This is a genomic window from Peiella sedimenti, from assembly GCF_030504955.1.
In the GTDB taxonomy this organism is placed as follows: Bacteria; Pseudomonadota; Alphaproteobacteria; order Caulobacterales; family Caulobacteraceae; genus Brevundimonas; species Brevundimonas sedimenti.
Map to the genome: position 1 here is coordinate 25,106 of NZ_JAUKTR010000006.1, position 23,165 is coordinate 48,270.

Sequence of the window (23,165 nt, forward strand, 5' to 3'; positions counted from 1 at the left end):
GCGGGGGGGCGCAAGCCCAGGAACGACCGGCATACATGAAGGTTCTGAAACCTCCCGGCCTTGATCCTGTCGAAATCCACGTCAGGATTGGGGGGACATGCTCACATCCGGATGGCGCCTGATGAAGACCACCTCGCTCGCGCTCGCGCTTTGCCTGTCGCTCGCCGCCTGCGGCCAGGCTGACCGGTCCAAGGCGCAGGAGGGCTTCAACGACAGCCTCGCCGAGCGCGACCGCCGCGTCCCGGCCGACGCCGACACCATGCGCGAGTCCTTCGCCCCGGTGGCGCGCGTGGCGGGTCCCGCGGTGGTGAACATCTCGGCGCTGCAGCTGGTGCGTCAGCGCGACCCCTTCTGGGAGTTCTTCGGCGGCCAGCCGCGCGTGGGGGTCGCCCAGTCCATCGGCTCGGGCGTGATCGTCCGCTCCGACGGCGTGGTGGTGACCAACAACCATGTCATCCAGGGCGCACAGGAGATCCGCATCGTCCTGTCCGACCGCCGCGAGTACGAGGCGCGCGTGCTTCTGGCCGATCCCCGTCAGGATCTGGCGGTGCTGAAGATCGACGAGCTCGACGAGGAGCTGCCGGTCCTGCGCATTGATGACCGCGAGAACCTCCAGGTCGGCGACCTGGTCCTGGCCATCGGCAATCCCTTCGGCGTCGGCCAGACCGTGACCAGCGGCATCATCTCGGCGCTAAACCGCACCGAGACCGGCATCTCGGACAGCTCGTCCTTTGTCCAGACCGACGCGGCCATCAACCCGGGCAACTCGGGCGGGGCGCTGGTCGACATGGACGGCGACCTGATCGGCATCAACACGGCGATTTTCTCGCGCTCGGGCTCCAGCGCGGGCGTCGGCTTCGCCATCCCCGCCGCCGCCGTGCGCAGGGCGGTGGAGAGCGCCGTCGGCGGCTCGCGCACCATCATCCGGCCGTGGCTGGGCGCGACGGGCCAGGGCGTGACGGCCGAGATCGCCCGCTCGCTGGGGCTGGACCGGCCCAGCGGCGTGGTGGTGTCCGAGGTCTATCCGAACAGCCCGGCGGCGCGCGCCGGCATCCGCGAAGGCGACATCATCACGGCCGTGGACGGCAACGAGGTCAATGACCTCAGCGGCCTGAACTTCCGCGTCGGCGCCGCGCGGCCCGGCACCCAGGCCCAGATCAGCCTGCTGCGCGACGGGCGGGCCCAGACGGTGACGGCGCGTCTGGACACCGCGCCTGACGGACCGCGCGATCCGCGTCGCATCCAGGGCCGCAATCCCTTCAGCGGCGCCACCTTCGTCAATCTGACGCCGGCGGCGGCGGACGAGCTGGGCGCCAGCGCCTTCACCGGACCGGGCGCTCTGGTGACCGAGGCCCCGCAGGGCTCGATCGCCGCGGCCATAGGCCTGCAGCCCGGTGATGTGGTCACCGCAGTGAACGGCCGGCCGATCCGCTCTTCGCGTGAGCTGGCCGAGGCGGCGGCGGCCTATCAGGGCGGCTCGGTGGTGACCATCATCCGCGACGGGCGCGAGCGCAGCGCGCGGCTCTAGGTCGTGGGCGACGGGCCGCCTACATAGGCGCATGGCCGACCTGTTCGAGACTGCTGCGCCCGCTTCGGACGCCGCCCCCACGGGGCCGCTGGCCGACCGGCTGCGCCCACGTTCGCTGGACGAGGTGGTGGGCCAGGACCATCTGCTCGGCCCCTCAGGTCCGATCCGGCGCATGGTCGAGGGCGGCCGCCTGGGCTCCATGATCCTGTGGGGGCCGCCCGGCACCGGCAAGACCACCATCGCCCGCCTGCTGGCCCAGGCGGCGGGCTATCGCTTCCAACAGATCTCCGCGGTCTTCTCGGGCGTCGCCGATCTGAAGAAGGCGTTCGAGGCGGCCCGGGCCGCCCGGGCGGCCGGTCAGGCGACCCTGCTGTTCGTGGACGAAATCCACCGCTTCAACCGCGCTCAGCAGGACGGTTTCCTGCCCTTCGTGGAGGAGGGGATCGTAACCCTGGTGGGCGCGACGACCGAGAATCCCTCGTTCGAGCTGAACGGCGCCCTTCTGTCGCGAAGCCAGGTCTTCGTCCTGCGTCGCCTCGACGAACAAGGCCTGGAGCAGTTGCTCCAGCGCGCCGAGGCGCACGAGGGGCGGGTTCTGCCGGTGGACCCGGCCGCGCGTCAGGCCCTGATCGCCATGGCGGACGGCGACGGGCGGTATCTCTTGACCCTGGCCGAGGCGCTCTTCGCCCTGCCGGAGGGGGAGGAGCCTCTGGACCCGCAAGGGCTGGCGGGACTGCTTCAGAAGCGGGCGCCCGCCTACGACAAGGACCGCGAGGAGCACTACAACCTCATCTCGGCGCTGCATAAGTCGGTGCGGGGCTCGGACCCCGACGCGGCCCTCTACTGGCTGGCCCGCATGCTCCAGGGCGGCGAGGACCCGCTCTATATCGCCCGGCGGCTGGTGCGCATGGCGGTGGAGGACATCGGCGAGGCCGACCCCCTGTCGCTGCTGGTCGCCAACGCCGCCAAGGATACGTACGACTTCCTGGGCAGTCCGGAAGGGGAACTGGCGCTCGCCCAGACGGTGGTCCACCTGGCCACCGCGCCCAAGTCCGTGGGGGTCTACAACGCCTTCAAGGCCGCCCAGAAGGCGGCGCGCCAGACCGGCTCCCTCATGCCGCCGGCCCACATCCGCAACGCCCCCACCAAGTTGATGAAGCAGTTGGGCTACGGCGCGGGCTATCAGTACGATCCGGACACGCCCGAGGGCTTCTCCGGCGCGGACTACTTCCCCGACGAGATGGAGCGCCAGACCTTCTATGCCCCGAAGGGCGAGGGGCATGAGGCCAAGATCAGGGAACGGCTCCAGCGCTGGGCGGCGCTGCGGCGCGCCAGATCCGAACAACCGCCGCAGGGATAGATCGCGGGCGGCGGGCGTTAGCCCTGGATGCTGCCCGACGCATTCCTGAAGGACGGGGCCCTGTTCGTCGCCGTCATTGTGGAGGCGGTCGCCGCCCTGATCATTGCGGTCGCCGTCGTGGAAGCCCTGTGGCGCACGGCCGTCGCCTTCGGGGGCGAGCTGCGGCCCAGCGGCGGGACCCACGCCGCGCTGAACAAGAAGCTTGAGATCCGCCTGCGCCTGGGCCGGTGGCTGACCCTGGCGCTGGAGTTCCTGCTGGCGGCCGACATTCTCAAGACGGCCGTGGCGCCCACCTGGGACGAAATCGGCAAGCTGGCCGCCATCGCCGCCCTGCGAACGGCGCTGAACTACTTTCTCCAGCGCGAGATCGAAAAGGCCCAGGCCTCTGAAGGCAGCGGTTGAATGGGCATTCAACTCAGGGATTGAACGCCTCAAGACTCGAGCGTAGCTTCACCGAACGTCAGTCGGGGAGGGAAAACCAATGACGGATACGACCAAGGCGCCGTGGCACCTGTGGCTGGTCGGCGGCTTAAGCCTGCTTTGGAATGGCTTTGGCGGCTACGACTTCATCATGACCACGACCCAGGGCGACGCCTACATGCGCAGCATGGGCTTCAGCCAGGCGATGATCGACTACTACAACGCCATGCCCACCTGGATGTGGGTTCCGTGGATCCTGGGCGTCTGGGGCGCGGTGCTGGGCTCGATCCTGTTGCTGATGCGCCGTCGCTGGGCAGTCCACGCCTTTGTGCTGTCGCTGATCGGCGCGGTGGTCAGCCTGATCTACGGCAAGTTCATGAACCCGCCGCCGCTCACGCCCGAAATGGCGATGATGGGCTACATGCCGTGGGTCATCGTGGTGATCGCGGCCTTCCTGGCCTGGTACGCCTGGAGCATGAGCAAGAAGGGCGTCCTGCGCTAAGCTGATTACGCCTAGGCGCTGGACGCAAGGCCGGGGCGGGCGGCATAGGGAGGCGTGACCTTCCAGCCGCCCGTATCCCTGTCCGAGGCCGAGATCGCCGCCGTGCGCGGTTGGGTTCTGGCCGAGGACGCGCACTTCCTGGCCCTGAACAAGCCATCCGGGCTGTCCAGCCAGGGCGGGCGCATCAAGGCCCACACCCTGGATGACCTGTTGTGGGCCTTCGCCCGTTCGAACGGCAAGCGGCCGCACCTCGTCCACCGGCTGGACCGCGACACCTCCGGGGTCATCCTGGCCGCGAAGACCAAGCCAGCCGCCGCCTTCCTCGGCAAGGCGCTGGCCGCTGGCCGCTTCAGAAAGACCTATCTGGCCCTGACCGAGGGCCCGCCGGACCCACCCAAGGGCGAGGTGAAGGGCTGGCTGCGCCGGGCCGAGATCGGGCGGGAAAGCTACATGCGCGTCTGCGCCGAGGGCGACCCGGATGCGGTCGTCGCCCATAGCCGGTATCGCACGCTCAGCGCGTCACACCATGCGGCCATGATCGAGCTGCAGCCCCTGACCGGCCGCATGCACCAGCTGAGGGTCCACATGGCGCATCTGGGCCGGCCACTGGCGGGCGATGCGCGCTATGGCGGGCCGCTGACCTTGGCGGGGCGGACGGCCCAGCGTTTGATGCTGCACGCGGCCAGCCTCAGCTTTCCTCACCCTGAGGGCGGCGAGCGGCGCGTCGAGGCGCCCCTGCCGGAGGACTTCCGCGCCCTGGTGGCGGCGGGCTTAGGCGGCGGCGTCGAGGGCTGAGGCCGGCGGGTCCCCCGCATGGGTGAAGCCGGCGGTCTGGGCCACCTTGGCCAGCGGCTCCGAGGGCAGACCCAGGGCCACCTTCACAGGCGCCAGACCCTGCAACAGGGCCCCCAGTTGCAGCAGGCGCTGGGCCGACGGCGCCGGCTCGGTGATAAGCGGCCCCACCTCGAGGCAGACTCCCTGGAAGCCCACCCCGCGCAGGTGCTCAAGCGTGCGGCGCTCCAGCGGCGGCCGCACGAAGACGGCGCGGCAGAGGCCGCCGACCAGCCCCAGCACCTCGGCGATGCGCCCTCCGGGCGTGCCGTGGTCCACGCCGCTCATCTCCAGCACCAGCAGGCAAGGGGCGCTGGGGGCCTCGGCGCAGGCCTGGATCATCCCCTGGCGGCCCTTGCGCGTGGCGGCGGTGCGGAACGAAACCGGGGCGATCAGGCCGCCGCCGAAGTCGCCCACCGCCTGCTCCAGGAAGAGGGCGGCGAACTCCAGCGTGGCCCGGTCGATCTGGGCGATGTCGTCGTCATTCAGCTGAGACAGGCCGTGGGCCCCCAGCACGACGTTCTCATCCTCGTCGATGATGCTGACGCCGATCCGGATGGCGGCGATCGCCTCCTGGCGCAGGTTGCGGATGGGGGTGGTGCTGAAGGCGACCTTCAGGCGCCGTCCGGTGACGCCCCTGAAGCTGACCGGGTTCTTCTGCCGCTCGACCACGGGATCGAGCCGCGCGGTCTGGCGCGGCCTGGCGATGACGTCTGTCGGCGGCGAGGGCTCTGCGGCCGCCTTCGGCGCGCGCGCGATCCGGGCGGGGTCCAGCCGAGTGCAGGCCAGCTCGTCGCCGGCGATGCTGTCGACCGTACGCAGGTTCATGTCGCCCAGCTCGGCCGCGCCCAGGAAATGCACCAGCACGTCCTGCAACACCTTCAGGCACAGGGCGCGCCCGGCGGCGGGCGTCTCGGCCGTGGCGGCGATGAGGAACTCGGTATCGCTGATCTGGAAGCTGAGATCGTGCGGCGCCAGATGCTCCTCCAGCTTGCGCTGCACATAGCTGGCCACGTCGTCGCGCTTGCGGTCCCAGCGCGGCCCGGCCTTGTCCCTGACGGCCTCGACGCTGATCAGGGTCACGGCCCCTTCGGCGAGCAGGGGCGAGCCGGAAAGATGCTCCAGGGCTGAACGGCGGTCGCACTGCACCAACCTGTCCATGGCGGACCCCTCTTACGCCTTACTCTTTACTCGGCCGCCAGTGTGCGGCGCGCAGGCTCAACGGGGCGTTGACGCTCACGGTTAGCGGCGCATCATCAAGCTTCGCCATTTCAGGGGAACGGCCACGGCTTCGCGCCGTTGTTCCAGAGCCGCCTGATCCGAGGTTTCGCCATGCCGCTTCGCCCCGCCCTTGTCGCCCTAACCGCCGCCCTGATCCTGGGCGGCTGCGCCAGTCTGGCCCCCTATGGCCCGCAGGTGCGGCCGGACGGCCAGGGTTTCGCCGAGCAGCGCATCGAGACTAACCGCTGGCGCGTGACCTATCGCGGCGTGGGCGATCCCGGTCCCGTGGCGGACCGGGCCCTGCTGCGCGCGGCAGAGCTGACGCTCCAGAACGGCGACGACTGGTTCGACGTGACCCAGCGTTGGATCGACGGGCGGCCCGACAGCGCCGGCGGCGTTCGGCCCAGCCTCTCCATCGGCGCCGGTTCGTCCAGCTATGGGCGCTATCGTTCCTCGGGCGTGGGGGTCGGCGTGGGACTGAACTTCGAGGGGCCGTCGCCCACCTCGACCACGCTGGAGATCATCACCGGCCGCGGCCCGCGCCCCGACCGGTCCAGCGCTTTCGACGCCCGCCAGGTGGTGGACGCGCTCAGGGGGAGGTAAAGCCTACCGCCCACCCCGCGTCAGCGCCCGGTACTCGACCAGCCGTTCCTTGTCGCGGCGCACCTGATCGGCGACCGAGTTGTCCACGTCTAGCGAGGCGTAGCGGACCCAGTTCTCGATGCCCAGCTTGTCCTGCACCGCCGAGGTGGGCGTGCGCCACATCAGGTAGGACATGGCCGTGATGATCAGGCCCAGCACCGCGGCCAGCCCCTGGAGCATGCGGAAGGCGGGCTCGTGGCCCACCACCGGCGGCTGCACCGCCAGCCACCAGGCGAAGGGAATGAAGACGGCGGGGGTGAAGATGCGCGCGCCCCAGCGCATCCAGTAGCGTTCGCGGCGTACCCGCCACAGCTCCATCTGGACGTACTTTTCCAGATACTCCATGCGCGCGCCCAGCCACATGACCAGCCGCGTCAGATAGAGGGCGCGCTGGCCCCAGGCCTTGCCGTCCTGCTGGTAGCGGGTCTCGGCCTGGTCGGCCATGGCGCGGCCCTGGGTGAACAGGTTCTGGAGCTCGCGCGTGCGCTGAACGATCTCGCGCGAGAGCTGGTATGAGTCATTCTCCAGCCGGAAGCGGTACTGGATGAAGAGGATCTGCTGGATGCCCCAATAGACGCCCAGCACCAGCAGCATGGCCCCGGCGGCCAGAGCGACGCCGCCCATCTCATCGCCGACCCAGCCGCCGAAATAGGCCGGGCCCAGCACCGTCAGGGCCCCCAGGCCCGCCAGGGCCAGCGCCTGGTTCAGACGCTTGACGAACTGATGCACGCGCAGGGCGTCGAAGACGCGCCGCCCGTACTCGTAGATATGACTGCGCAGGTCGACGTCGGCGGGGAACCGCTCTTCGATCTGGCGCGCGAACAGCACGTGGAAGCGGTCGGGCTTCTTCTCGGTCTCCCAGAAGGGGAAGATGTCGAGCGGCTGGTTGAAATACTCGTCGATGTGGGCCGAGACGCGCTCGGTCGCCTCAGGGTCCTCGGAGAAGTACTCGCTGTCCGAGATGGGGTTGAGGATGCCGTCGGCGGCGCGCAGGGGCCCTGAGCGGCGCGGCGGACGCACGGGCGGCGCCTCGCGATCGGCATGGTCGGCGGCGCCCGGCGGAGGCGCCGTCGTGTGACCCAGATGGCCGTGATGATCGTCGTATTGGCTCATGCCGATGCCGCGAGTCCACAGAGGTTCGATCTTTGGCGGCGGAACGCCCCGGAACCCAAGGCTTTTCGCCCCAGGCGCGAAGCGGTGCCACGGCCACGCTAGCACGGATTGCGTGACTTGCCGCCAGGCTTCGCAAGCGCCCGCGCCGCGCTATAAGCGGGGGATGCAAGCCTATCTTCTCGTCGCCGCCGGAGGCGCGGCCGGAGCCGCCGCCCGCTATGGCGTGGGCGCCTGGCTGGGGCGCCTCATGCCCGGCGCGGCCTGGCCCTGGGGGACCTTTGCGGTGAACGCCCTGGGCGGCCTTCTGATGGGTCTGCTGGTGGGCTGGCTGGCCCTGAGGGGCGGGGCGGGGCAGGAGAGCCTGCGCCTGCTGGCGGGCGTCGGCGTGCTGGGCGGCTTCACCACCTTCTCGGCCTACAGCCTGGAGCTGATCCTGATGCTGGAGCGGCGCCAGTTCGGCCTTGCGGCGGGCTATTTCGTAGCCTCGACCCTGATCGCCTGCGCGGCGGTGGCCATGGGCCTGTTTCTGATGCGGCGGCTGTTCGCATGAGTCGCGAGGTCAAGATGCTGACCGTCGATGCGGGGGAAGAGGGCGTGCGCCTGGACCGCTGGTTCCGCCGCCGCTGGCCGCACGTGTCCCAGGTACAGATCCAGAAGCTGGCGCGCTCGGGCCAGATCCGCGTCGACGGCGGTCGGGCCAAGCCCGATCAACGGTTGATGGCGGGGTCGCAGGTGCGGGTGCCGCCCCTGCCCGAAGCCGCGCCGCGCGACGACCGCGCCGGGCGTCTGTCCCTTCAGGAGGAGCGCTTCGCCAAGGGGCTGGTGCTCTACGAGGATGAGGCCGTGCTTGCGCTGAACAAGCCGTCCGGCATGGCGGTGCAGGGCGGCACCAAGACGACCCGCCATATCGACCGGCTGCTGTCGGCGTGGGGCGAAGGGCTGGAGCGGCCGCGCCTGGTGCACCGGCTGGACCGCGACACCTCGGGCGTGCTGCTGCTGGGCAAGACGCCCCAGGCGGCGGCGCGGCTGGCGGGCGCCTTCGCCAAGCGCAGGGCCAGGAAGACCTACTGGGCCATCGTGGCCGGCAATCCCAAACCGCTTGCGGGGACCATCGAGACGCCCCTGGTCAAGACCGGCGTCGGCGACCGCGAGATGGTGCGGCCCGCCCATCCGAAGGAGGAGGGGGCGCAGGCGGCGGTCACCGACTATGTCACCGTCGTCCGCGCGGGGCCCAAGGCCGCCTGGCTGGCGCTGCGCCCGCACACGGGCCGCACCCACCAGCTGAGAGTTCACATGAACGCCATCGGCCATCCCATTCTGGGCGATCCGAAATATGGTGATGAGGCCTCCGGCGAGCTGTCGGGGCCGCTGAAGCTGCAACTGCATCACCGGCGCATCGAGCTGGACCATCCGACGGGCGGACTGCTGATCGTCGAGGCGCCGCTGAGCCCGGAAATGAAGGCCGGTTTCCAGCGCTTCGGCTTCTCGGAGGACGAGGCCGAGGCCGATCCCTTCCACGGTTCAAATCAGGGGCGCCGGCGATGATACCAGGCGCGGCGGTCGATCCGATGCTGGCGCGGGCGCTGGGCCAGGCCGGGCAGCTGCTTCAGGCCCGCCGGGCCCAGGAAGCCAAGGCCCTGCTGGCTCAGGTGACGGCGCGCTTCCCTGCGGCGGCGGAGGCGCAGCGGCTGTTGGGCGTGGCCCATCTGATGCTGGGGGACCCGGTCGGCGCCGAGACGGTGCTCGCCGCCGCCGCCCGGCTTGCACCGCGCTCGGCGGACATCGCCGCCCACCTCGGCGAAGCGCGCATGATGCAGGGCAAGATCGACGGGGCTGAGGCCGAACTGCGCCGGGCGCTTCAGCTGAACCCGGATCACGTGGCGGCTGCGCGGCCTCTGGCTGATCTGCTGGGCCGCACCGGCCGGCCCGAGGCCGCCGCCGCGGTGCTGGCGCCGCTGGTGGAACGGCATCCGGGCGCCGTCGACCTGGTCTCGGATCAGTCGCGCCGGCTGCAGGCCCTGAACCGCTATGACGACGCCGCGGCGCTGATGCGGCGTCTGTGCGAGCTCAAGCCCCACAGCCACGTGGCTTGGCACAACCTGGCCTCGACCCTGCTGCACGGGGGCTGGGCCGAAGAGGCGGAGGCGGCCATCCGCCAGGCCATGACGCGGGAGGGCGGCGACCGGGCCGAGACCTGGCTGGTGCTGGCCCGCACGCTGCAGGCCCAGGACCGGCACGACGAGGGCGAGGCGGCCCTGCGCGAGGCCCTGCGGCGCAAGCCGGACTATGACGACGCCCACCGCGATCTGGCGCACCTGACCTGGATGCGCACGGGCGATCCGGAACGGGCGGCGGCGGACATCGACAGTCTGCACCGGCGCCTGTCGCGGCCCGTTCCCGCCCTGCTCGCGGTGAAGGCCAAGATCCGCGAGTACGCAGGCGATCATGCCGGAGGGCTGGAGGTCGTGCGGGAGGCGGCCGACGCGGGCGACCCCGTGGCCTGCATCTCGGCCAGCCAGGCGGCCCTGCACCTGGACCCTGCGCTGGCCCTGGACTACGCCAACCGCGCCGCTGAGCGGCTTCCGGGCACCCGCCCGCCCGTGAACGCGCGGCTGGAGGCCCTGCTGGCGCTGGGCGAGGCCAGGACGGCCGAAGCCGAGCTCCTGGCGCTGCACGAACGGGAGCCCAACGATCAGTTTCACCTGGCGCGCCTGGCCCTCTGCTGGCGCATGCTGGGTGATGAGCGATACGCGCAGCTCTACGACTATGGCGCCTTCGTGCGGGCGGAACGGCTGGATACGCCGAAGGGGTGGTCCTCGCTGAGCGGCTATCTGGAGGATCTGAAGGCGGCGCTGGTCGAACTGCATACGCTGCACACCCATCCGATCGGACAGTCCCTGCGCGGCGGCACCCAGACCAGCCGCAATCTGACGCGCTCGCCCAACCCGGCGATCCAGGCCTTCTTCGAGGCGGCGGACGGACCCATCCGCCGCTACATCGCCGCGCTGGGGGAGGGGAGCGATCCCCTGCGCCGCCGGGTCGCCGAGAGCTATCGCATGGCCGGCATCTGGTCGGTGCGGCTGAAGCCCAACGGCTTCCATGCTGACCACGTGCATCCGGCCGGCTGGATTTCGTCGGCCTGCTACATCGACCTGCCGCCCGAGGTGGACGCTGGGGGCAAGGAGGGATGGATCGCCTTCGGCCGGCCGGGCTCCCCGACGCGGCCGCCGCTGGGGCCCGAGCACTACATCAAGCCCGAGCCGGGGCTGCTGGCGCTGTTCCCCTCCTACATGTGGCACGGCACCGAGCCCTTCGGCGGCGAACACACCCGCCTGACCGTCGCCTTTGACGCCGTGCCGCAGGGATCCGCGGCGTGAGCGGCCCCCATCCGCTGACCGCCGAAGCCAGCCTGCTGCTGCGCCAGGGCCGGGCCCGCGAGGCGCTGGCGCTGCTGGACCAGCGTGTGGCCGAGGCCCCGGACGATCTGGATGCGCTGAAGGGTCAGGCCCTGTGCCGCTATCAGGTCGGCGACGCGGCGGGCGCGGCCCAGGCCTTCGCCCAGCTGGTGGAGGCGCGTCCCGGCGACGCCTCGTCCTGGGCCAGCCTGGCCCGCGTGCGGCTCGATCTGAACGACCACTACGGCGCCGAGCAGGCCCTGCGTCGCCTGATCGAACTCAGGCCGGGGGACGCCGCCGCCCGGGGCCAGCTGCTGAACCTCCTCATGGCGCGCCAGGCCTGGTCCGACATCGTCGCCCTGGGGCCCTCCGAGGCGCCTGATCAGCAGGGGCTGTACGCCCGCGCCCTGGCGGCCCTGGAGCGCAACACTGAGGCGATCGCGGCCTATCAGGCGATCCCCCGTCGAACGGCCGAGCAAGAGGCGGACCTGGCCGTGCTCTGCCACGGCGAGCGGCGCTTCGCCGAGGCGCGCCGCGCCGCCCAGGCGGCCCTCGACGGCGGCCTGGACGTGGCGGCGGTGTGGCTGGTCAAGGCCAAGTCCGAAGTGCCCCTGATCCTGCCCGAAGAGGCGCGCGAGAGCCTGCGTCGGGCCGCCGCGCTGGACTTCAGGAACTCCGCCATCCTGATGGAGCAGGTCCAGCTGGACTGGATGGCGTCGGGCGACCCGGCCGCACTCGAGCCGCTGGAGCGCCGGGCGCGGGAGACGCCCGACGACGCCGAAGCCTGGCGCGGTCTGGCGCGGGCGCGGCTGTTCGCGCTGGGGCCGGCCGCCGCCTACGAGGCCGCTGCCGAGGCGGCGCGTCGCCACCCCAAGGACCTGGGTCTGCAGCTGGACGCCGTCACCGCGGCGGCCGAGGCCGGAGAGCCCAGGGCGGCCCTGGCCCACGCCCTGACGGCGCGGGGTCTGGGCGCCGCGGACGAGCAGGTGGGCGGGGCCGAGACCATGGCGCTGCTGGGCGTCGGCGAAGCCGCCACGGCTGAAGCCCTGGCCACGCGGCTGGTGCGGGGGCAGCCGGGCAACCAGCTCTATCTGGCCCTGCTGGCCTCGGCCTGGCGTCAGAAGGGCGACCCTCGCTACGGTCGCCTCTACGACTACGCCCGCGTGGTTCGGCCCCGGCTGATCGAAACGCCTGAGGGTTGGAGCAGCCTCGACGCCTTCCTGTCCGATCTGGCGGCCGAGCTGGAGCGGCTGATCCCCTACAGGGCGCCGCCCTTCGGCCAGTCCACCCGCGACGCCGTGCAGACCGTGGGCGACCTGACCCGGCGCGACGAGCCGGTGATCCGCGCCCTGTTCGTGGAGCTCAGCCGGGCCATCGAGACGCACATCGCCGAGATGCGGGCCGAGGCGGCGAACTGGCCGCCCGAGATGATCTCGCGGCTGGCGCCGCACTGGCGCTTCAACGGCGCCTGGTCGGTGATCCAGCGCGCCGGGGGGCATCACGCGGATCACGTGCACCCGGCCGGCTGGCTGTCGTCGGCCTTCTACGTGCGCGCGCCGGAGCAGGCGCTGGGCCAGGGTCACGAAGGCTGGATCCAGTTCGGCCGGCCCGGCTTTCCGGCGCAGCCGCCGCTGCCCCCGGAGCACTTCGTGCGGCCCCAGCCGGGCATGCTGGTGCTGTTCCCGTCCTACATGTGGCACGGCACCGAACCCTTCACGACCGGCGAGGTGCGCCACACCGTGGCCTTCGACGTCATCCCATCAGCGAGCCCGGCGTGAGGCGTCCCAAGCTCGTCGTGTTCGATATCGACGGCACCCTGGTGGACAGCCGGGCCCTGATCCTGCGCGCCATGCGTGAGGCCTGCGCCGCCTGCGGTCTCAAGGCCCCGGCGTACGAGGCGGTCCGGCGGGGCATAGGCCTGTCCCTGCGCGAGGCGGTGTCCGAGGCGATGCCCGGGCTGGAGGCGGACCGGCTGGATCACCTTGAGGCCGCCTACCGCCGCGCCTACCAGGCCATGGTGGCCGAACCCGGCTTCATCGAACCGCTGTTCCCCGGGGCGGCCGAGCTGGTGAGCGGCCTGTCAAAGGCCGGGGTGAAGCTCTCCCTGGCCACGGGCAAGTCCCGCCGCGGCATGGAGCGGGTTGTGGCCGCCCAGGGTTGGGATGTGGTCTTGACCAGCCGCCACTGCGCCGAGGACGGGCCGGGCAAGCCCGATCCGGCCATGCTGGCGGCCGCCATGCGGGCCTCGAGCGCCTCACCCGAGCGGACAGTGATGGTGGGCGACACCGGTCATGACGTGCGCATGGCGCTGGCCTGCGGCGCCTGGGCCCAGGCCGTGACCTGGGGCTTCCACACGGCGGAGGAGCTGGCCGAGGCCGGCGCGCACCACATCGCGATCAGCTTCGAGGAGTTGGGGGCTCGACTGCTGGACTGAGTTCAGCTGGCGCAGACGAGCTCGCCGTCCAGCGTCTCGCCTTCGTCGGCCACCATGATCGCCAGCCGCGCCGGCCGCGACAGGGCGCCTTCGCCCACGCTCCGTGACGGCCCGAGATCAGGCGCGAGGCGGATTTCGATGACCGCGGGGCCGGCCTGATAGCGGTCGTTGCGGGCGATGTCGCTGACCTCGACCGGCACGCCCGAAAGGTGCACCAGGGCGCCGTTGACGCGCGCCACGCCGTCGCCCGGGGGCCGTCCAAGCCCATTGCCGCTGACGAGGTGCACCAGCGCCGCCTCGCCCCGACGGAAGGTGCAACCCTCGACAGCCGGCAGGCTTTGCATATCGGCGGGTGTAAGCGCGCCCAGGAAAGCCGGCCTCATGTTCATCTCCTGCGGCGCGCCGGCAGCCGAATTCTCCTTCGGCATGGAGGCCGGGACGGTCATTGGCGCGGTCTGCGGCGAGGCGGCGTCCTCGGGGGGCGAGTCTTCGCAGGCGGCGAGAGCGAGAGCGAGAACGGCGAAGCACATTCGGGCGCGCATCGAAGAACCTCCTAGTTGTCCATCGCCATAACGCATGGGTGTGGCCGCGGGTGCCCGTGCAATCGGCGCGCCGCCATTATAAGGACAGCCCCGATGAAAACGCCCCCCTCCATGTCCCTCGACCCCACCATCGCCCCACGCAAAGGCTTTCGCGAGGCTGAAGACCGCGTACGCCGCTTCTGGACAGAGGCCTCAGCGTCCGAGGCCGAGGGTGGCTTCGGCGTCAGGCTTGACCATCGCGACCTGAAAACGTCGGCGGGAAGGCGGCTGGTTCTGCCGACCCAGGCGCTGGCTGCGGCGGTCGCCGCCGAATGGGCCGCCCAGGGCGAATATCTGCGGCCCGAGACCATGCCCCTGACCCGCCTGGCCTATACCGCCATCGACCGCGTGGCCGACCACCACGCCGAGGTGGCCGAGGAGGCGGTGCGCTATCTCGGCTCGGACGTGCTCTGCTATCCCGCTGATCAGCCCCGGTCCCTGGTCCAGCGTCAGGCCGAGCGCTGGGGGCCGTGGCGCGACTGGGCGGCGGAGAGGTTCGGCTGTCCGCTCAAGGTCGGCTCGGGCGTCAGCCACGTGGCTCAGCCGGCGGTGGCCCTCTCCGCGGCCCTGGCCCGCGCCCAGGCGCAGGACGCCTTTCGCCTGACGGGACTGGCGCACGCCGCGGCCCTGTTCGGCTCGACGGTGCTGGCCTTCGCCGTGCTGGAGGGCGTCCTCACAGGCGAGGAGGCGTTCGAACTGTCGCGGCTGGACGAAGCCTTCCAGGTCGAGCAGTGGGGCGAGGACGAGGAGGCCGCCGAGCGCACGGCGGCCCTGCGCAAGGAGGCGTTGGTCGTGGCGCGGTGGTTCGGCCTGCTGGCTCAGCCCCTGTAGATTCCCTCGATCAGGCCCAGCTCAGATCCGGGCCCATGGCCCCCCAACGCAAAAAAGGAGGACCGGCGATTGCCGATCCTCCCATCCGTACCGCTAGATGGCGGTCAGGCGCCTATTGGCGTTCGTCCGGGCGCTGCGTCTTCACGTCATTCGGCGAGCCGCCGGTGGAGCCCTCGGTGGAGCGCTCGGTGGAGCCGCCCTTCTGCTCCTGCTTCAGCTTCGCCTCGGTCTGACGCGAGCCCTTCAGCTCGTCTTGGCGTTGCGGGTCCTGGGTTTGCTCGTTGGCCATGATTGATTTCCTTGATTGTTGGAGGCTCGGCGGGGCGCCGTCCTCCATCCCGTAACCCGCGAGGCCTTCGCTCGGTTGCACCTTCGCAGCGCCGTTGCTTGCGTCATTCCGCCGCCCTGCTTAAGCCTGCCCGCGCCAAAGGAGTTCGCCTGATGAAGCAGATCCTCGAAGAGCTGGAACGCCGCCGCGCCCAGGCCCGCATCGGTGGGGGCGAAAAGCGCATCGCCGCCCAGCACGCCAAGGGCAAGCTGACGGCGCGAGAGCGCATCGGCGTGCTGCTGGACGAGGGCTCCTTCGAAGAGACCGACATGTTCGTGGAGCACCGCTGCACCGACTTCGGCATGGCCGATCAGAAGGTGCCGGGCGACGGCGTCGTCACCGGCCACGGCCGCATCAACGGGCGGCTGGTCTATGTCTTCTCCAAGGACTTCACGGTCTTCGGCGGCTCGCTGTCGGGCGCCCACGCGTCCAAGATCGTCAAGCTGCAGAAGGCCGCCATGACCAACGGCGCGCCCATCATCGGCCTGTTCGACGCGGGCGGCGCGCGCATCCAGGAGGGGGTGGAGAGCCTGGCCGGCTATGCCGACATCTTCCTGCAGAACACCTTGGCCAGTGGGGTGATCCCCCAGATCAGCGTCATCATGGGCCCGTGCGCGGGCGGCGACGTCTATTCGCCGGCCATCACCGACTTCATCTTCATGGTGAAGGACACCAGCTACATGTACGTGACGGGCCCCGACGTGGTGAAGACCGTCACCAACGAGGAGGTCTCCCACGAGGACCTGGGCGGGGCGCGGGTTCACGCCCAGAAGTCCGGCGTGGCCGAGGGCGCCTTCGAGAACGACCTCGAAGCGCTTTCACAGGTGCGGCGCCTGATTGATTTCCTGCCCCCGTCGAACCGCGAAAAGCCGCCGGTCATCGAAACCTTCGACGAGGCCGAGCGCGACGACCCCAGCCTGGACACCCTCGTCCCGGCCAATCCGAACAAGCCCTATGACATGAAGGAGCTGATCCTCAAGGTCATGGACGAGGGCGATTTCTTCGAGATTTCCGAGGGCTACGCCCGGAACATCATCTGCGGCTTCGGCCGGCTGGACGGTCAGACCGTGGGCGTGGTCGCCAACCAGCCCCAGGTGCTGGCGGGCGTGCTGGACATCGACGCGTCGAGGAAGGCCGCCCGCTTCGTGCGCTTCTGCGACGCCTTCAACATCCCGCTTCTGACCCTGGTGGACGTGCCGGGCTTCATGCCGGGCACCAAGCAGGAGTACGGCGGCCTCATCAAGCACGGGGCCAAGCTGCTCTTCGCCTATGCCGAGGCCACCGTGCCCAAGCTGACCGTCATCACGCGCAAGGCCTATGGCGGCGCCTATGACGTGATGAGCTCAAAGCACCTGCGCGGCGACGTGAACTACGCCTGGCCCACCGCCGAGATCGCGGTCATGGGCGCCAAGGGTGCCGTCGAGATCATCTTCAGGAAAGAGGCCGGCGACCCGGAAAAGCTGGCCGCCCGCGAGGCCGAGTACAAGGACCGCTTCGCCAACCCCTTCGTCGCCGCCCAGCGCGGCTATATCGACGACGTCATCATGCCCCACGGCACGCGCCGGCGCCTGATCCGGGCGCTACGCACCCTGGCCAACAAACGCGCCGAGAACCCGTGGAAGAAGCACGATAATATTCCATTGTAGGTCGACCCGCCCGACCTCCCGGCTCTCCTGCGGCTGAGAGATGACCCTTCCTGTCTCCTCCCTGCCGCGTAGCGGTGGGGAGGGGGACCGCCGCAGGCGGTGGAGGGGAAGGACCGCGGCGCCGCACCGCCTCACGCTCGGAAGATTCCCCTCCGTCTGCTCGCTTCGCTCGCAGCCACCTCCCCATGCTTCGCATAGGGAGGAGACAGAAGGCGCTGAGTTGTCCCCCTATCGCCGCTGGCCAAGTCATTGATCAATCACGCGTCACCCGCCCCACACCCCCGACTTACCCCCACCCCCTCGCGCATCCCGCACTCTAAGCGGGCTCCGGGGCGGAGAGGCCGTATGCGCAGGCGGCTCGTGCGGCCCTGGGGCTTCGTTGGGTCGAACGGAGAGCAAAAATCGGGACCGGCGGTTTGGCCGCGCCGGTTGGCCACAGCTTGGGGGGGAGAGGGCTTCGGGCCCATTCTGGCATACCCAGGCCCGACGGGCCCGCCCCGCCGGCGGGTCTGCTCCGACAGCGCCTTCCTAAACAGAAGGCCGGCCAAGCCTGACGAACCGCGGAGCGCTGACCAGCTTCTGGGCCTGGAAAACCCAGCGGCGGCCCCAGCCGAACCCGGTACCACCTATAACGAGACCACCGGGCGAAGGCCCGGCGCTCCGCCGCCTCTCCATCCTAACTCCGCAGCCGAAGGCGCGGGGCGATCAGCCATGTCCTACATCGACGGGTCCGTCAGACCCCCGGCGCGCCTGAGGCGGCGGCGCCGCAGATGAAGCCTGGAACACGCGGAAAAACCTGGATAACGTTCCGTGGGGCCGGTGACGGAGGGATCGCGTGCGTAAGAACCTGTTGCTGGCCGCCTGGGCGGTCGCCGCCCTCACGCCCGCCGCAGCCCTGGCCCAGGAGGCGATGCCCGCCTTCGCCGACGAGGCCGCGCTGCACAGCTTTCTGAGCACCGAGCCCGCGCCGGTCGAGGCGCCGCCCCCGCCGCCTCCGCCGCCGCCCCTGCCCAGGTCGCACCACGACCGCCCCATCCCGGGCATGATGGATCGCCCGGCGCCCCAGGGGCCCATCGAGCACGATCCGCCGGGGCTGTTGGCTGTCGACGCCTCCACCCCCGCGCCGGGCGTCGACGTCGGCGGGGTCGTGGCGGCGGTCGGCGAGCACCTGGTTGTGCTGCGGCGCGGGCGGCTGTTCAGCATCGCTGCGGGCGGGGACGAACTGCGCGTCGTGGACGCGGTCCCGGCCTTCGCGCCCGGCGCCATGGCCCTGCGCGACTGGACCGAGCAGGTCTTCGCCGTCGGCGACGTGCTGGCCGTGGTCGCCTACAGCGCCGAGCGCGGGGGAACGGAGCTCAGCCGGTTTCGCCTCGGGACCGACGGCCGGCTGCGCTGGCTGGACACGCACCAGCTGGTCCAGGCCGGACCCTATGTGACCGCCCGCGTCGTCGATGGGCGGCTGATCCTCTACGCCTGGCGCGACGGCGCCGACGACGCCGATGAAACCCTGGCCCGCCTGCCGCTGCTGCGCCGCCTGGGGACGGAGGGGGGTGAGCCGCAACGCCTGGTGAGCCCCGACGAGGTCTTCGCGCCCCAGCCCCTGATGGCGGCGGGCGCCGGCGCGCGGCTGGGCATGGCGATCGTGGTGCGCTGCGACCTGGGCGGCGCGACCCTGGCCTGCGACGGCTCGGCGACGCTGGGGCAGAGCCCCCGAGCGGTCCATGTGGCCGCCGACGCGACCTATCTGTGGGCGGCGGGCGGCGCCGGGATCTCAGACCCGCTGTGGCTATACCGCATTCCCCACGGTGATCAGGGGCCCGCCGCGGTGCAGGTGAGAGGGCGGCCCGCCAACGAGGCGGCCATTGGCCTCAGCGCCGAGGGCGACGCCCTGCATGTCATGCTGGAGCCGGACGGCCCCGCCGACGCCGGCTTGGCTCCAGCCTTCGCCGAGGGACGTCCGGCCCTGGCGCGCCTGCCCATCAGCGGCTTCGGCGACGGGGCCTCGGCCGCGCCGCTGGACGCCTATGAATTCCTGCCGCGCGAGAGCGACGACTTCACGCTCCAGGCCCGGGTCATCGGAGGCGCCTTGGTCTACGCCTACCGGCCCGACGGCGCCCGGGACCAGCAGACGCGACTGGTGATCGCGCCGGACCCGCCCGGCGGGGTTCAGGCGTTCGAGGTCCGCGACGGCGTCTATCGCCTGGCGCCCGCGGGCGAGGACGTGGTGGCCCTGGGGGCCGGGGCGGGTCTGCCGCTGACCGTCGCCGACCTTGATGCGCCCCGGCTGGGCGCGACCCAGACGCTGAGCGGCGTGGCCGAGCACCAGACGCGCGAGCATCCCTTCCTCTACCGGGCCGACAGCGACGGGCGCGGCCTCATGGCCTTCGCGGCGGGGGCGCCGCTGTCGCCGCCGGACCTGATCCTTCTGCGCCGCGAGGGCGAGCGTCTGTCTGACGCCGGGCGTCTCAGCCCCAGCCAGGCCCCGCGCCGCGACGACCGATGCCAGGCCTCGTGTGCGGCCTGGCACCGCAACGCCCGCGCCGTCTTCGTCGGCCAGCGCCTGTTCGCCCTCCTGGGTTATGAGCTGATCGAGGCCCGGATGACCGCCGAGGGGGTGCGTGAGATCCGGCGGCTCGACTTCACACCCACCGCCGCGCCGTAGTCATTCCAAAGCCTTAGGACATTCCCATGCGTCTGCTTCTCGCCCTTGCCGCCCTTGTCGCCATGTCACTGCCCGGCGCCGCCACGGCCCGACAGAATATCCCGCCGGTGATCGTCTATTTCGAGAGCGGCTCTGACGCGCTCAACGCCGCCTCACGCGAGACCCTGGAAGCCTATGTGCAGCTGCTGCGCCGGGTCTCGGCTCCGCGGGTGATCCTGGCCGGCCACGCCGACGCGGCGGAGGGCGACAATGCGGAGAACGTGGGGCTGTCCCAGCGGCGCGCGCTCATCGTGCGGGAGTATCTGGCGGTGGCCGGTATTCCCCAGGGGACCATGACGACCCAGGCCTTCGGCGCGGCGCGGCCGGCTGTGGCCGCCAAGACGGCCGAGCCCATGAACCGCCGCGTCGAGATCACCGTCGGACCGGACAGCGGCTGGTAGGGCTAGGCTTCGAACGCGGTGATGATGGGGCAGGGCCCGCCGTCCTTCCGCGCGCAGTCCCGCGCCAGCCGCTCCAGGGCGGCGCGGGCGGTCTGAAGCTGGGAGATCTTCTCGTCCAGCGCCGCCATGCGGGCCTGGGCCAGTTCACGGGCGCGGCTCCGGTCGTCGCCCGCGTCGAGGGTCAGAAGCTCGCCGATCTGCTCCAGGGTGAAGCCCGCGCCCTGGGCCTGGCGGATGAAGCGCAGACGCCTGAGGTCTTCGGGTCCGTAACGGCGCACGCCGCCGTCGGGGCCGGGGCCGGCGCGCGGCGGTTCGCGCAACAGGCCGCGGCGCTGGTAGTAGCGCACGGTCTCGACGCCCACGCCGCCGGCCTTGGCCAGGGCGCCGATGGTCAGTCCAGCGGGTGAAGAGGGCATCCCTTGACTCCGTACCATAGTACGGACCCTACATGGGGCGCGGACCGTTACCCCTCAAGCTTGGAGACCCGATCATGTCCGCCCCTGAAAAGACCGCCGTCCTCTATCGCATGGTCATGCCCGACCATGTCTGCCCCTATGGGCGCAAGGCGCTGTGGCTGTTGAAGCGCCACGGCTATCGCGTCGAGGACCGCCACCTGACCACGCGCGAGGCCACCGACGCCTTCAAGGCCGAGCACGAGGTGAAGACCACGCCCCAGACCTTCATCGGCGGCCGGCGGATCGGCGGCTATGACGACCTGCGCCGCTTCTTCGGCGCGCGTGTGCCCGAGGAAGGCGCGACCAGCTACACGCCGGTGCTGGCCGTGTTCGCCGTGGCGGCCCTGATCGCCGCTGCCGTCGTCTGGCTGCGTTTCGGCTCCCTGGCCTCATGGGTGATCCTGCCCACGTTCATCGCGGCGGCCATGTGTCTGCTGGCCATGCTCAAGCTGCAGGACGTCGAGAAGTTCTCGACCATGTTCCTGAACTACGACCTCTTGGCCCAGCGCTGGCCGCCCTATGGCTATGTCTACCCGTTCGCCGAACTGGGCGCGGGCGTGCTGATGCTGGCGGGCGTGCTGACCTGGCTGTCGGCGCCCGTGGCGCTGTTCATCGGCGGTATCGGCGCGGCCTCGGTGTTCAAGGCCGTCTACATCGACAGGCGCGAACTGAAATGCGCCTGCGTGGGCGGCTCGTCCAACGTGCCGCTGGGCTTCGTGTCGCTGACCGAAAACCTGATGATGATCGGCATGGCCGTCTGGATGCCGGCCATGCCGATGTAGGCCTACATCTGGTTGGCCGGATCCTGGAACAGGAACAGGTTGATGGCCAAAACGGCGGCCGGGTCGCGGTCGGGCGAGCCGGCCGGCGGCAGGTAGAAGGTGGGCTGCAGGCCGCCCAGCGCGACGCCCGCCACGTCGACGCCGTCGCGGCTGATGACATAGCCGATGACGCGTCCGCCGCCCCAGGGCAGGTCGCCGACCCGGCGGGTCTCGAAGCGGTAGGTGACGCCGTTCCAGGTCATCTCACCGGCGCGCTGGGGCTGCTGAAGCCGGGCCATGAGGCTGCCCCGCGCCAGCGCCAGGCTCATCTGAGCGTCGGCGGGCGCCGCGCCGGAGAAGCGGCAGACATAGCTGAGGTCATCACGCTCGAAGGTGATCCACAACAGGCGCGTGTGAGCCTGACCGCCCTCGCAGGCGCCCTGGACGGCGCCGCCCAGGCTCGGGGCCTCCACCTGCATCTGCACGTTCGAGACCTGGCTGCGGCGCAGGGGAATGGCGGTGGATCGAGCGCTGCCGCGCGAGAAGCCGACGTATTCGCCAACAGCGAAGCCCGGCTGCAGAAGGCTGGGCCCGCGACGGCCCTCCAGCCGCATCTCCTCGGTCCGGGATCGCAGGGGCGCAGGGTCCTGGGCCATGACGGGGGCGGCGGCGAGGGTGGCGGCGAGGGCGAATATCAACCGATGCATGGCGTCCTCCAACGGCGTTACGCCAGCTTACCGCCAAGCCTCCTGTTTCCGAAGCGCGTGGGTGACCAGACGAAAACCTTTGCGGTTCGGCGGTTGATTCAGGTGGCCCAAGGCTCTAGGTTGAATGCACACGAAATCAGCGTGAGTCATATCCAGGCGGGGCATCAGCACCGCCTGTGTCATCGCGCTTTCAGCGGTCCGGTTGCGCCTTCCGATTCTATCTCGGTCTTAGTGTGCTGTTCCGCGTGATCGTGATGGAAAACTTAAAGGAGACTATTTTGTACGCATCATCCGCCGCCCGAAAGCCCGCCAATGCTCAATCCGGCCGTCCGCATCGCGGCCGTATGCCGCGCACCCCGATCCGCGCCCGCGCCGGCCTGGTCATGCGCCCCGGCATGGACTGGCAGGGTCTGACGCCGGTCGAGCAGGCGTTTCAGGCCGAGGGGGTGAGCCTGGCCCCCATGGCCGTGTCCAACGCCCCCATGTCGACGGCCCAGGGCCTGTCCATTCTGCCCACGGCGACCGTGCAGGATCTGGAGAGCGGCGGACTGGTCGGCCTGGTGGTGCCCGAAGCCAGCGACGCCGGCGCCGCCGGCCAGGGCGAACTGGACAAGCTGATGGCCACGGCCCGCGAGAAAGGCGTGCCGATCCTGGCCCTGGGCGAGGCGGCGCGTGAGGCAGCCACGGCGCTCGGTCTGAACAATGGGCGCCAGCCGGGAGCCATCGGCTCGCTGATCGGCGGTCGCGAGGCCACGCCCATCGACAGCCCGGATCAGGTGGCCCTGGCCGCCGCGGCGCTCTAGGCGCGCTGGAAATCCGACGCGTGACAGCGGCCCCGTTGCAACCAGCGGGGCCGCTTTCCATTTATGGTCAAGCCATCCCCGAACCGACCTGCAAGGAGCCGCTCTCATGGCCAAGAAGGGCTACGTCGCCGACATCGAGAAGCTGACCGTCGAGAACACCGACTTCCGCCGCGTGCTCTACACCGGCCAGCACCTGCAGCTGGTGCTGATGGCGCTGAAGCCGGGCGAGGAGATCGGCGAGGAGGTTCACGACGACCGTGACCAGTTCTTCCGCGTGGAGGAGGGCTCAGGCACCGTGGTGATCGACGGGGCGGAGAACCCGGTGAAGGACGACGACGTGGCCATCGTGCCCGCCGGCGCGCGCCACAACGTCATCGCGGGCCCCGATGGCCTAAAGGTCTACACGCTGTATGGTCCGCCCGAGCATCGCCTTGACGTGGTCCACCACACCAAGCCCGAGGCCGAGAAGGACGAGGAACACTGGGACGGCCGCACGACGGAGTAG

General features: G+C 70.7%; 24 protein-coding genes. 18 read left to right on the plus strand and 6 right to left on the minus strand.

From position 1 onward, the window contains the following. Nucleotides 1-97: 97 nt before the first annotated feature. The 5 genes from Q0812_RS12590 (at nt 98) to Q0812_RS12610 (ending at nt 4,605) form a co-directional block, all read left to right on the plus strand. A complete protein-coding gene (locus Q0812_RS12590) occupies nt 98-1,528 on the plus strand; it encodes a Do family serine endopeptidase (protein ID WP_302110699.1) in 1,431 nt (476 codons plus the stop codon). Between the two features lie 31 nt (nt 1,529-1,559). Then, nucleotides 1,560-2,888: a replication-associated recombination protein A gene (locus Q0812_RS12595; protein WP_302110700.1), complete on the plus strand. Its 1,329-nt coding sequence runs from the start codon at nt 1,560-1,562 to the stop codon at nt 2,886-2,888. A gap of 27 nt (nt 2,889-2,915) precedes the next feature. Continuing rightward, nucleotides 2,916-3,290, plus strand: a complete 375-nt coding sequence (locus tag Q0812_RS12600) for a DUF1622 domain-containing protein (protein WP_302110701.1) — start codon at nt 2,916-2,918, stop codon at nt 3,288-3,290. Nucleotides 3,291-3,369: 79 nt separating this feature from the next. Then, on the plus strand, nt 3,370-3,810 hold the full coding sequence (locus Q0812_RS12605; RefSeq protein WP_302110702.1) for a hypothetical protein: 441 nt from the start codon (nt 3,370-3,372) through the stop codon (nt 3,808-3,810). A 54-nt stretch (nt 3,811-3,864) separates the two neighbouring features. Beyond that, nucleotides 3,865-4,605: an RluA family pseudouridine synthase gene (locus Q0812_RS12610; RefSeq protein WP_302110703.1), complete on the plus strand. Its 741-nt coding sequence runs from the start codon at nt 3,865-3,867 to the stop codon at nt 4,603-4,605. On the opposite strand, the gene Q0812_RS12615 is transcribed toward Q0812_RS12610, so the two are convergent. Next, nucleotides 4,582-5,802 carry a hypothetical protein gene (locus Q0812_RS12615; RefSeq protein ID WP_302110704.1) on the minus strand — a complete coding sequence of 407 codons (1,221 nt, stop codon included), beginning with the start codon at nt 5,800-5,802 and terminating at the stop codon, nt 4,582-4,584. The two genes, Q0812_RS12610 and Q0812_RS12615, sit on opposite strands and share 24 nt — an antisense overlap. Nucleotides 5,803-5,973: 171 nt before the next feature. Between Q0812_RS12615 and Q0812_RS12620 the strand changes: the two genes are divergently transcribed. Then, nucleotides 5,974-6,465: a CC0125/CC1285 family lipoprotein gene (locus Q0812_RS12620; protein WP_302110705.1), complete on the plus strand. Its 492-nt coding sequence runs from the start codon at nt 5,974-5,976 to the stop codon at nt 6,463-6,465. Nucleotides 6,466-6,468: 3 nt separating this feature from the next. Here Q0812_RS12620 and Q0812_RS12625 read toward each other — a convergent pair whose 3' ends face one another. After that, nucleotides 6,469-7,617: a hypothetical protein gene (locus Q0812_RS12625; protein WP_302110706.1), complete on the minus strand. Its 1,149-nt coding sequence runs from the start codon at nt 7,615-7,617 to the stop codon at nt 6,469-6,471. A 163-nt stretch (nt 7,618-7,780) separates the two neighbouring features. Between Q0812_RS12625 and crcB the strand changes: the two genes are divergently transcribed. Genes crcB through Q0812_RS12650 form a run of 5 tightly spaced genes read left to right on the plus strand, consistent with a single transcriptional unit; the run spans nt 7,781 to nt 13,446 of the window. Continuing rightward, a complete protein-coding gene (gene crcB / locus Q0812_RS12630) occupies nt 7,781-8,167 on the plus strand; it encodes a fluoride efflux transporter CrcB (protein WP_302110707.1) in 387 nt (128 codons plus the stop codon). After that, entirely contained in the window at nt 8,164-9,162 is a 999-nt protein-coding gene (locus Q0812_RS12635; protein WP_302110708.1) for an RluA family pseudouridine synthase, read from the plus strand. The genes crcB and Q0812_RS12635 overlap by 4 nt, the downstream gene beginning before the upstream one ends. After that, nucleotides 9,159-10,994: a putative 2OG-Fe(II) oxygenase gene (locus Q0812_RS12640; RefSeq protein WP_302110709.1), complete on the plus strand. Its 1,836-nt coding sequence runs from the start codon at nt 9,159-9,161 to the stop codon at nt 10,992-10,994. Before Q0812_RS12635 ends, Q0812_RS12640 begins: the two co-directional genes overlap by 4 nt. Further along, complete coding sequence (locus tag Q0812_RS12645; protein ID WP_302110710.1) at nt 10,991-12,790, plus strand: putative 2OG-Fe(II) oxygenase; 1,800 nt, start codon at nt 10,991-10,993, stop codon at nt 12,788-12,790. The genes Q0812_RS12640 and Q0812_RS12645 overlap by 4 nt, the downstream gene beginning before the upstream one ends. After that, nucleotides 12,787-13,446 (plus strand): HAD family hydrolase, encoded by a 660-nt coding sequence (locus tag Q0812_RS12650; RefSeq protein ID WP_302110711.1) that lies wholly within the window; start codon nt 12,787-12,789, stop codon nt 13,444-13,446. The genes Q0812_RS12645 and Q0812_RS12650 overlap by 4 nt, the downstream gene beginning before the upstream one ends. Before the next feature lie 2 nt (nt 13,447-13,448). On the opposite strand, the gene Q0812_RS12655 is transcribed toward Q0812_RS12650, so the two are convergent. Next, nucleotides 13,449-13,988: a hypothetical protein gene (locus tag Q0812_RS12655; protein WP_302110712.1), complete on the minus strand. Its 540-nt coding sequence runs from the start codon at nt 13,986-13,988 to the stop codon at nt 13,449-13,451. 93 nt (nt 13,989-14,081) lie between these two features. Between Q0812_RS12655 and Q0812_RS12660 the strand changes: the two genes are divergently transcribed. Further along, entirely contained in the window at nt 14,082-14,858 is a 777-nt protein-coding gene (locus tag Q0812_RS12660; protein WP_302110713.1) for an ATP12 family chaperone protein, read from the plus strand. A 112-nt stretch (nt 14,859-14,970) separates the two neighbouring features. On the opposite strand, the gene Q0812_RS12665 is transcribed toward Q0812_RS12660, so the two are convergent. Further along, on the minus strand, nt 14,971-15,147 hold the full coding sequence (locus Q0812_RS12665; RefSeq protein ID WP_302110714.1) for a hypothetical protein: 177 nt from the start codon (nt 15,145-15,147) through the stop codon (nt 14,971-14,973). Nucleotides 15,148-15,299: 152 nt separating this feature from the next. Between Q0812_RS12665 and Q0812_RS12670 the strand changes: the two genes are divergently transcribed. The 3 genes from Q0812_RS12670 to Q0812_RS12680 all read left to right on the plus strand — a co-directional run bounded on the left by Q0812_RS12670 (nt 15,300) and on the right by Q0812_RS12680 (nt 19,934). Further along, on the plus strand, nt 15,300-16,832 hold the full coding sequence (locus Q0812_RS12670; protein ID WP_302110715.1) for an acyl-CoA carboxylase subunit beta: 1,533 nt from the start codon (nt 15,300-15,302) through the stop codon (nt 16,830-16,832). An 835-nt stretch (nt 16,833-17,667) separates the two neighbouring features. Continuing rightward, entirely contained in the window at nt 17,668-19,494 is a 1,827-nt protein-coding gene (locus Q0812_RS12675) for a hypothetical protein (protein ID WP_302110716.1), read from the plus strand. A 26-nt stretch (nt 19,495-19,520) separates the two neighbouring features. Beyond that, nucleotides 19,521-19,934, plus strand: a complete 414-nt coding sequence (locus Q0812_RS12680) for an OmpA family protein (RefSeq protein WP_302110717.1) — start codon at nt 19,521-19,523, stop codon at nt 19,932-19,934. A 2-nt stretch (nt 19,935-19,936) separates the two neighbouring features. Here the strand turns inward: Q0812_RS12680 and Q0812_RS12685 are convergent, their stop codons facing one another. After that, complete coding sequence (locus Q0812_RS12685) at nt 19,937-20,350, minus strand: MerR family transcriptional regulator (protein WP_302110718.1); 414 nt, start codon at nt 20,348-20,350, stop codon at nt 19,937-19,939. A gap of 74 nt (nt 20,351-20,424) precedes the next feature. On the opposite strand from Q0812_RS12685, the gene Q0812_RS12690 reads away from it, so the two are divergent. Beyond that, nucleotides 20,425-21,171, plus strand: a complete 747-nt coding sequence (locus Q0812_RS12690; RefSeq protein WP_302110719.1) for a glutaredoxin family protein — start codon at nt 20,425-20,427, stop codon at nt 21,169-21,171. 2 nt (nt 21,172-21,173) lie between these two features. Here the strand turns inward: Q0812_RS12690 and Q0812_RS12695 are convergent, their stop codons facing one another. Next, entirely contained in the window at nt 21,174-21,857 is a 684-nt protein-coding gene (locus Q0812_RS12695) for a hypothetical protein (protein ID WP_302110720.1), read from the minus strand. A gap of 344 nt (nt 21,858-22,201) precedes the next feature. On the opposite strand from Q0812_RS12695, the gene Q0812_RS12700 reads away from it, so the two are divergent. Together Q0812_RS12700 and Q0812_RS12705 are read left to right on the plus strand one after the other, a co-directional pair. After that, nucleotides 22,202-22,660 carry a hypothetical protein gene (locus Q0812_RS12700; RefSeq protein ID WP_302110721.1) on the plus strand — a complete coding sequence of 153 codons (459 nt, stop codon included), beginning with the start codon at nt 22,202-22,204 and terminating at the stop codon, nt 22,658-22,660. Between the two features lie 106 nt (nt 22,661-22,766). Continuing rightward, nucleotides 22,767-23,165, plus strand: coding sequence for a cupin domain-containing protein (locus tag Q0812_RS12705; RefSeq protein WP_302110722.1), 399 nt, complete (start codon nt 22,767-22,769; stop codon nt 23,163-23,165).

What these genes read in the sequence shown, in the direction of transcription:
- Q0812_RS12680 (WP_302110717.1), top strand. Translation starts at nt 19,521, where the DNA reads ATGCGTCTGCTTCTCGCCCTTGCCGCCCTTGTCGCCATGTCACTGCCC.
- Q0812_RS12595 (WP_302110700.1), top strand. Translation starts at nt 1,560, where the DNA reads ATGGCCGACCTGTTCGAGACTGCTGCGCCCGCTTCGGACGCCGCCCCC.
- Q0812_RS12605 (WP_302110702.1), top strand. Translation starts at nt 3,370, where the DNA reads ATGACGGATACGACCAAGGCGCCGTGGCACCTGTGGCTGGTCGGCGGC.
- Q0812_RS12705 (WP_302110722.1), top strand. Translation starts at nt 22,767, where the DNA reads ATGGCCAAGAAGGGCTACGTCGCCGACATCGAGAAGCTGACCGTCGAG.
- crcB (WP_302110707.1), top strand. Translation starts at nt 7,781, where the DNA reads ATGCAAGCCTATCTTCTCGTCGCCGCCGGAGGCGCGGCCGGAGCCGCC.
- Q0812_RS12685 (WP_302110718.1), bottom strand. Translation starts at nt 20,350, where the DNA reads ATGCCCTCTTCACCCGCTGGACTGACCATCGGCGCCCTGGCCAAGGCC.
- Q0812_RS12665 (WP_302110714.1), bottom strand. Translation starts at nt 15,147, where the DNA reads ATGGCCAACGAGCAAACCCAGGACCCGCAACGCCAAGACGAGCTGAAG.
- Q0812_RS12670 (WP_302110715.1), top strand. Translation starts at nt 15,300, where the DNA reads ATGAAGCAGATCCTCGAAGAGCTGGAACGCCGCCGCGCCCAGGCCCGC.
- Q0812_RS12660 (WP_302110713.1), top strand. Translation starts at nt 14,082, where the DNA reads ATGAAAACGCCCCCCTCCATGTCCCTCGACCCCACCATCGCCCCACGC.
- Q0812_RS12700 (WP_302110721.1), top strand. Translation starts at nt 22,202, where the DNA reads ATGCCGCGCACCCCGATCCGCGCCCGCGCCGGCCTGGTCATGCGCCCC.
- Q0812_RS12590 (WP_302110699.1), top strand. Translation starts at nt 98, where the DNA reads ATGCTCACATCCGGATGGCGCCTGATGAAGACCACCTCGCTCGCGCTC.
- Q0812_RS12690 (WP_302110719.1), top strand. Translation starts at nt 20,425, where the DNA reads ATGTCCGCCCCTGAAAAGACCGCCGTCCTCTATCGCATGGTCATGCCC.
- Q0812_RS12640 (WP_302110709.1), top strand. Translation starts at nt 9,159, where the DNA reads ATGATACCAGGCGCGGCGGTCGATCCGATGCTGGCGCGGGCGCTGGGC.
- Q0812_RS12625 (WP_302110706.1), bottom strand. Translation starts at nt 7,617, where the DNA reads ATGAGCCAATACGACGATCATCACGGCCATCTGGGTCACACGACGGCG.
- Q0812_RS12600 (WP_302110701.1), top strand. Translation starts at nt 2,916, where the DNA reads ATGCTGCCCGACGCATTCCTGAAGGACGGGGCCCTGTTCGTCGCCGTC.
- Q0812_RS12620 (WP_302110705.1), top strand. Translation starts at nt 5,974, where the DNA reads ATGCCGCTTCGCCCCGCCCTTGTCGCCCTAACCGCCGCCCTGATCCTG.
- Q0812_RS12615 (WP_302110704.1), bottom strand. Translation starts at nt 5,802, where the DNA reads ATGGACAGGTTGGTGCAGTGCGACCGCCGTTCAGCCCTGGAGCATCTT.
- Q0812_RS12655 (WP_302110712.1), bottom strand. Translation starts at nt 13,988, where the DNA reads ATGCGCGCCCGAATGTGCTTCGCCGTTCTCGCTCTCGCTCTCGCCGCC.
- Q0812_RS12695 (WP_302110720.1), bottom strand. Translation starts at nt 21,857, where the DNA reads ATGCATCGGTTGATATTCGCCCTCGCCGCCACCCTCGCCGCCGCCCCC.
- Q0812_RS12635 (WP_302110708.1), top strand. Translation starts at nt 8,164, where the DNA reads ATGAGTCGCGAGGTCAAGATGCTGACCGTCGATGCGGGGGAAGAGGGC.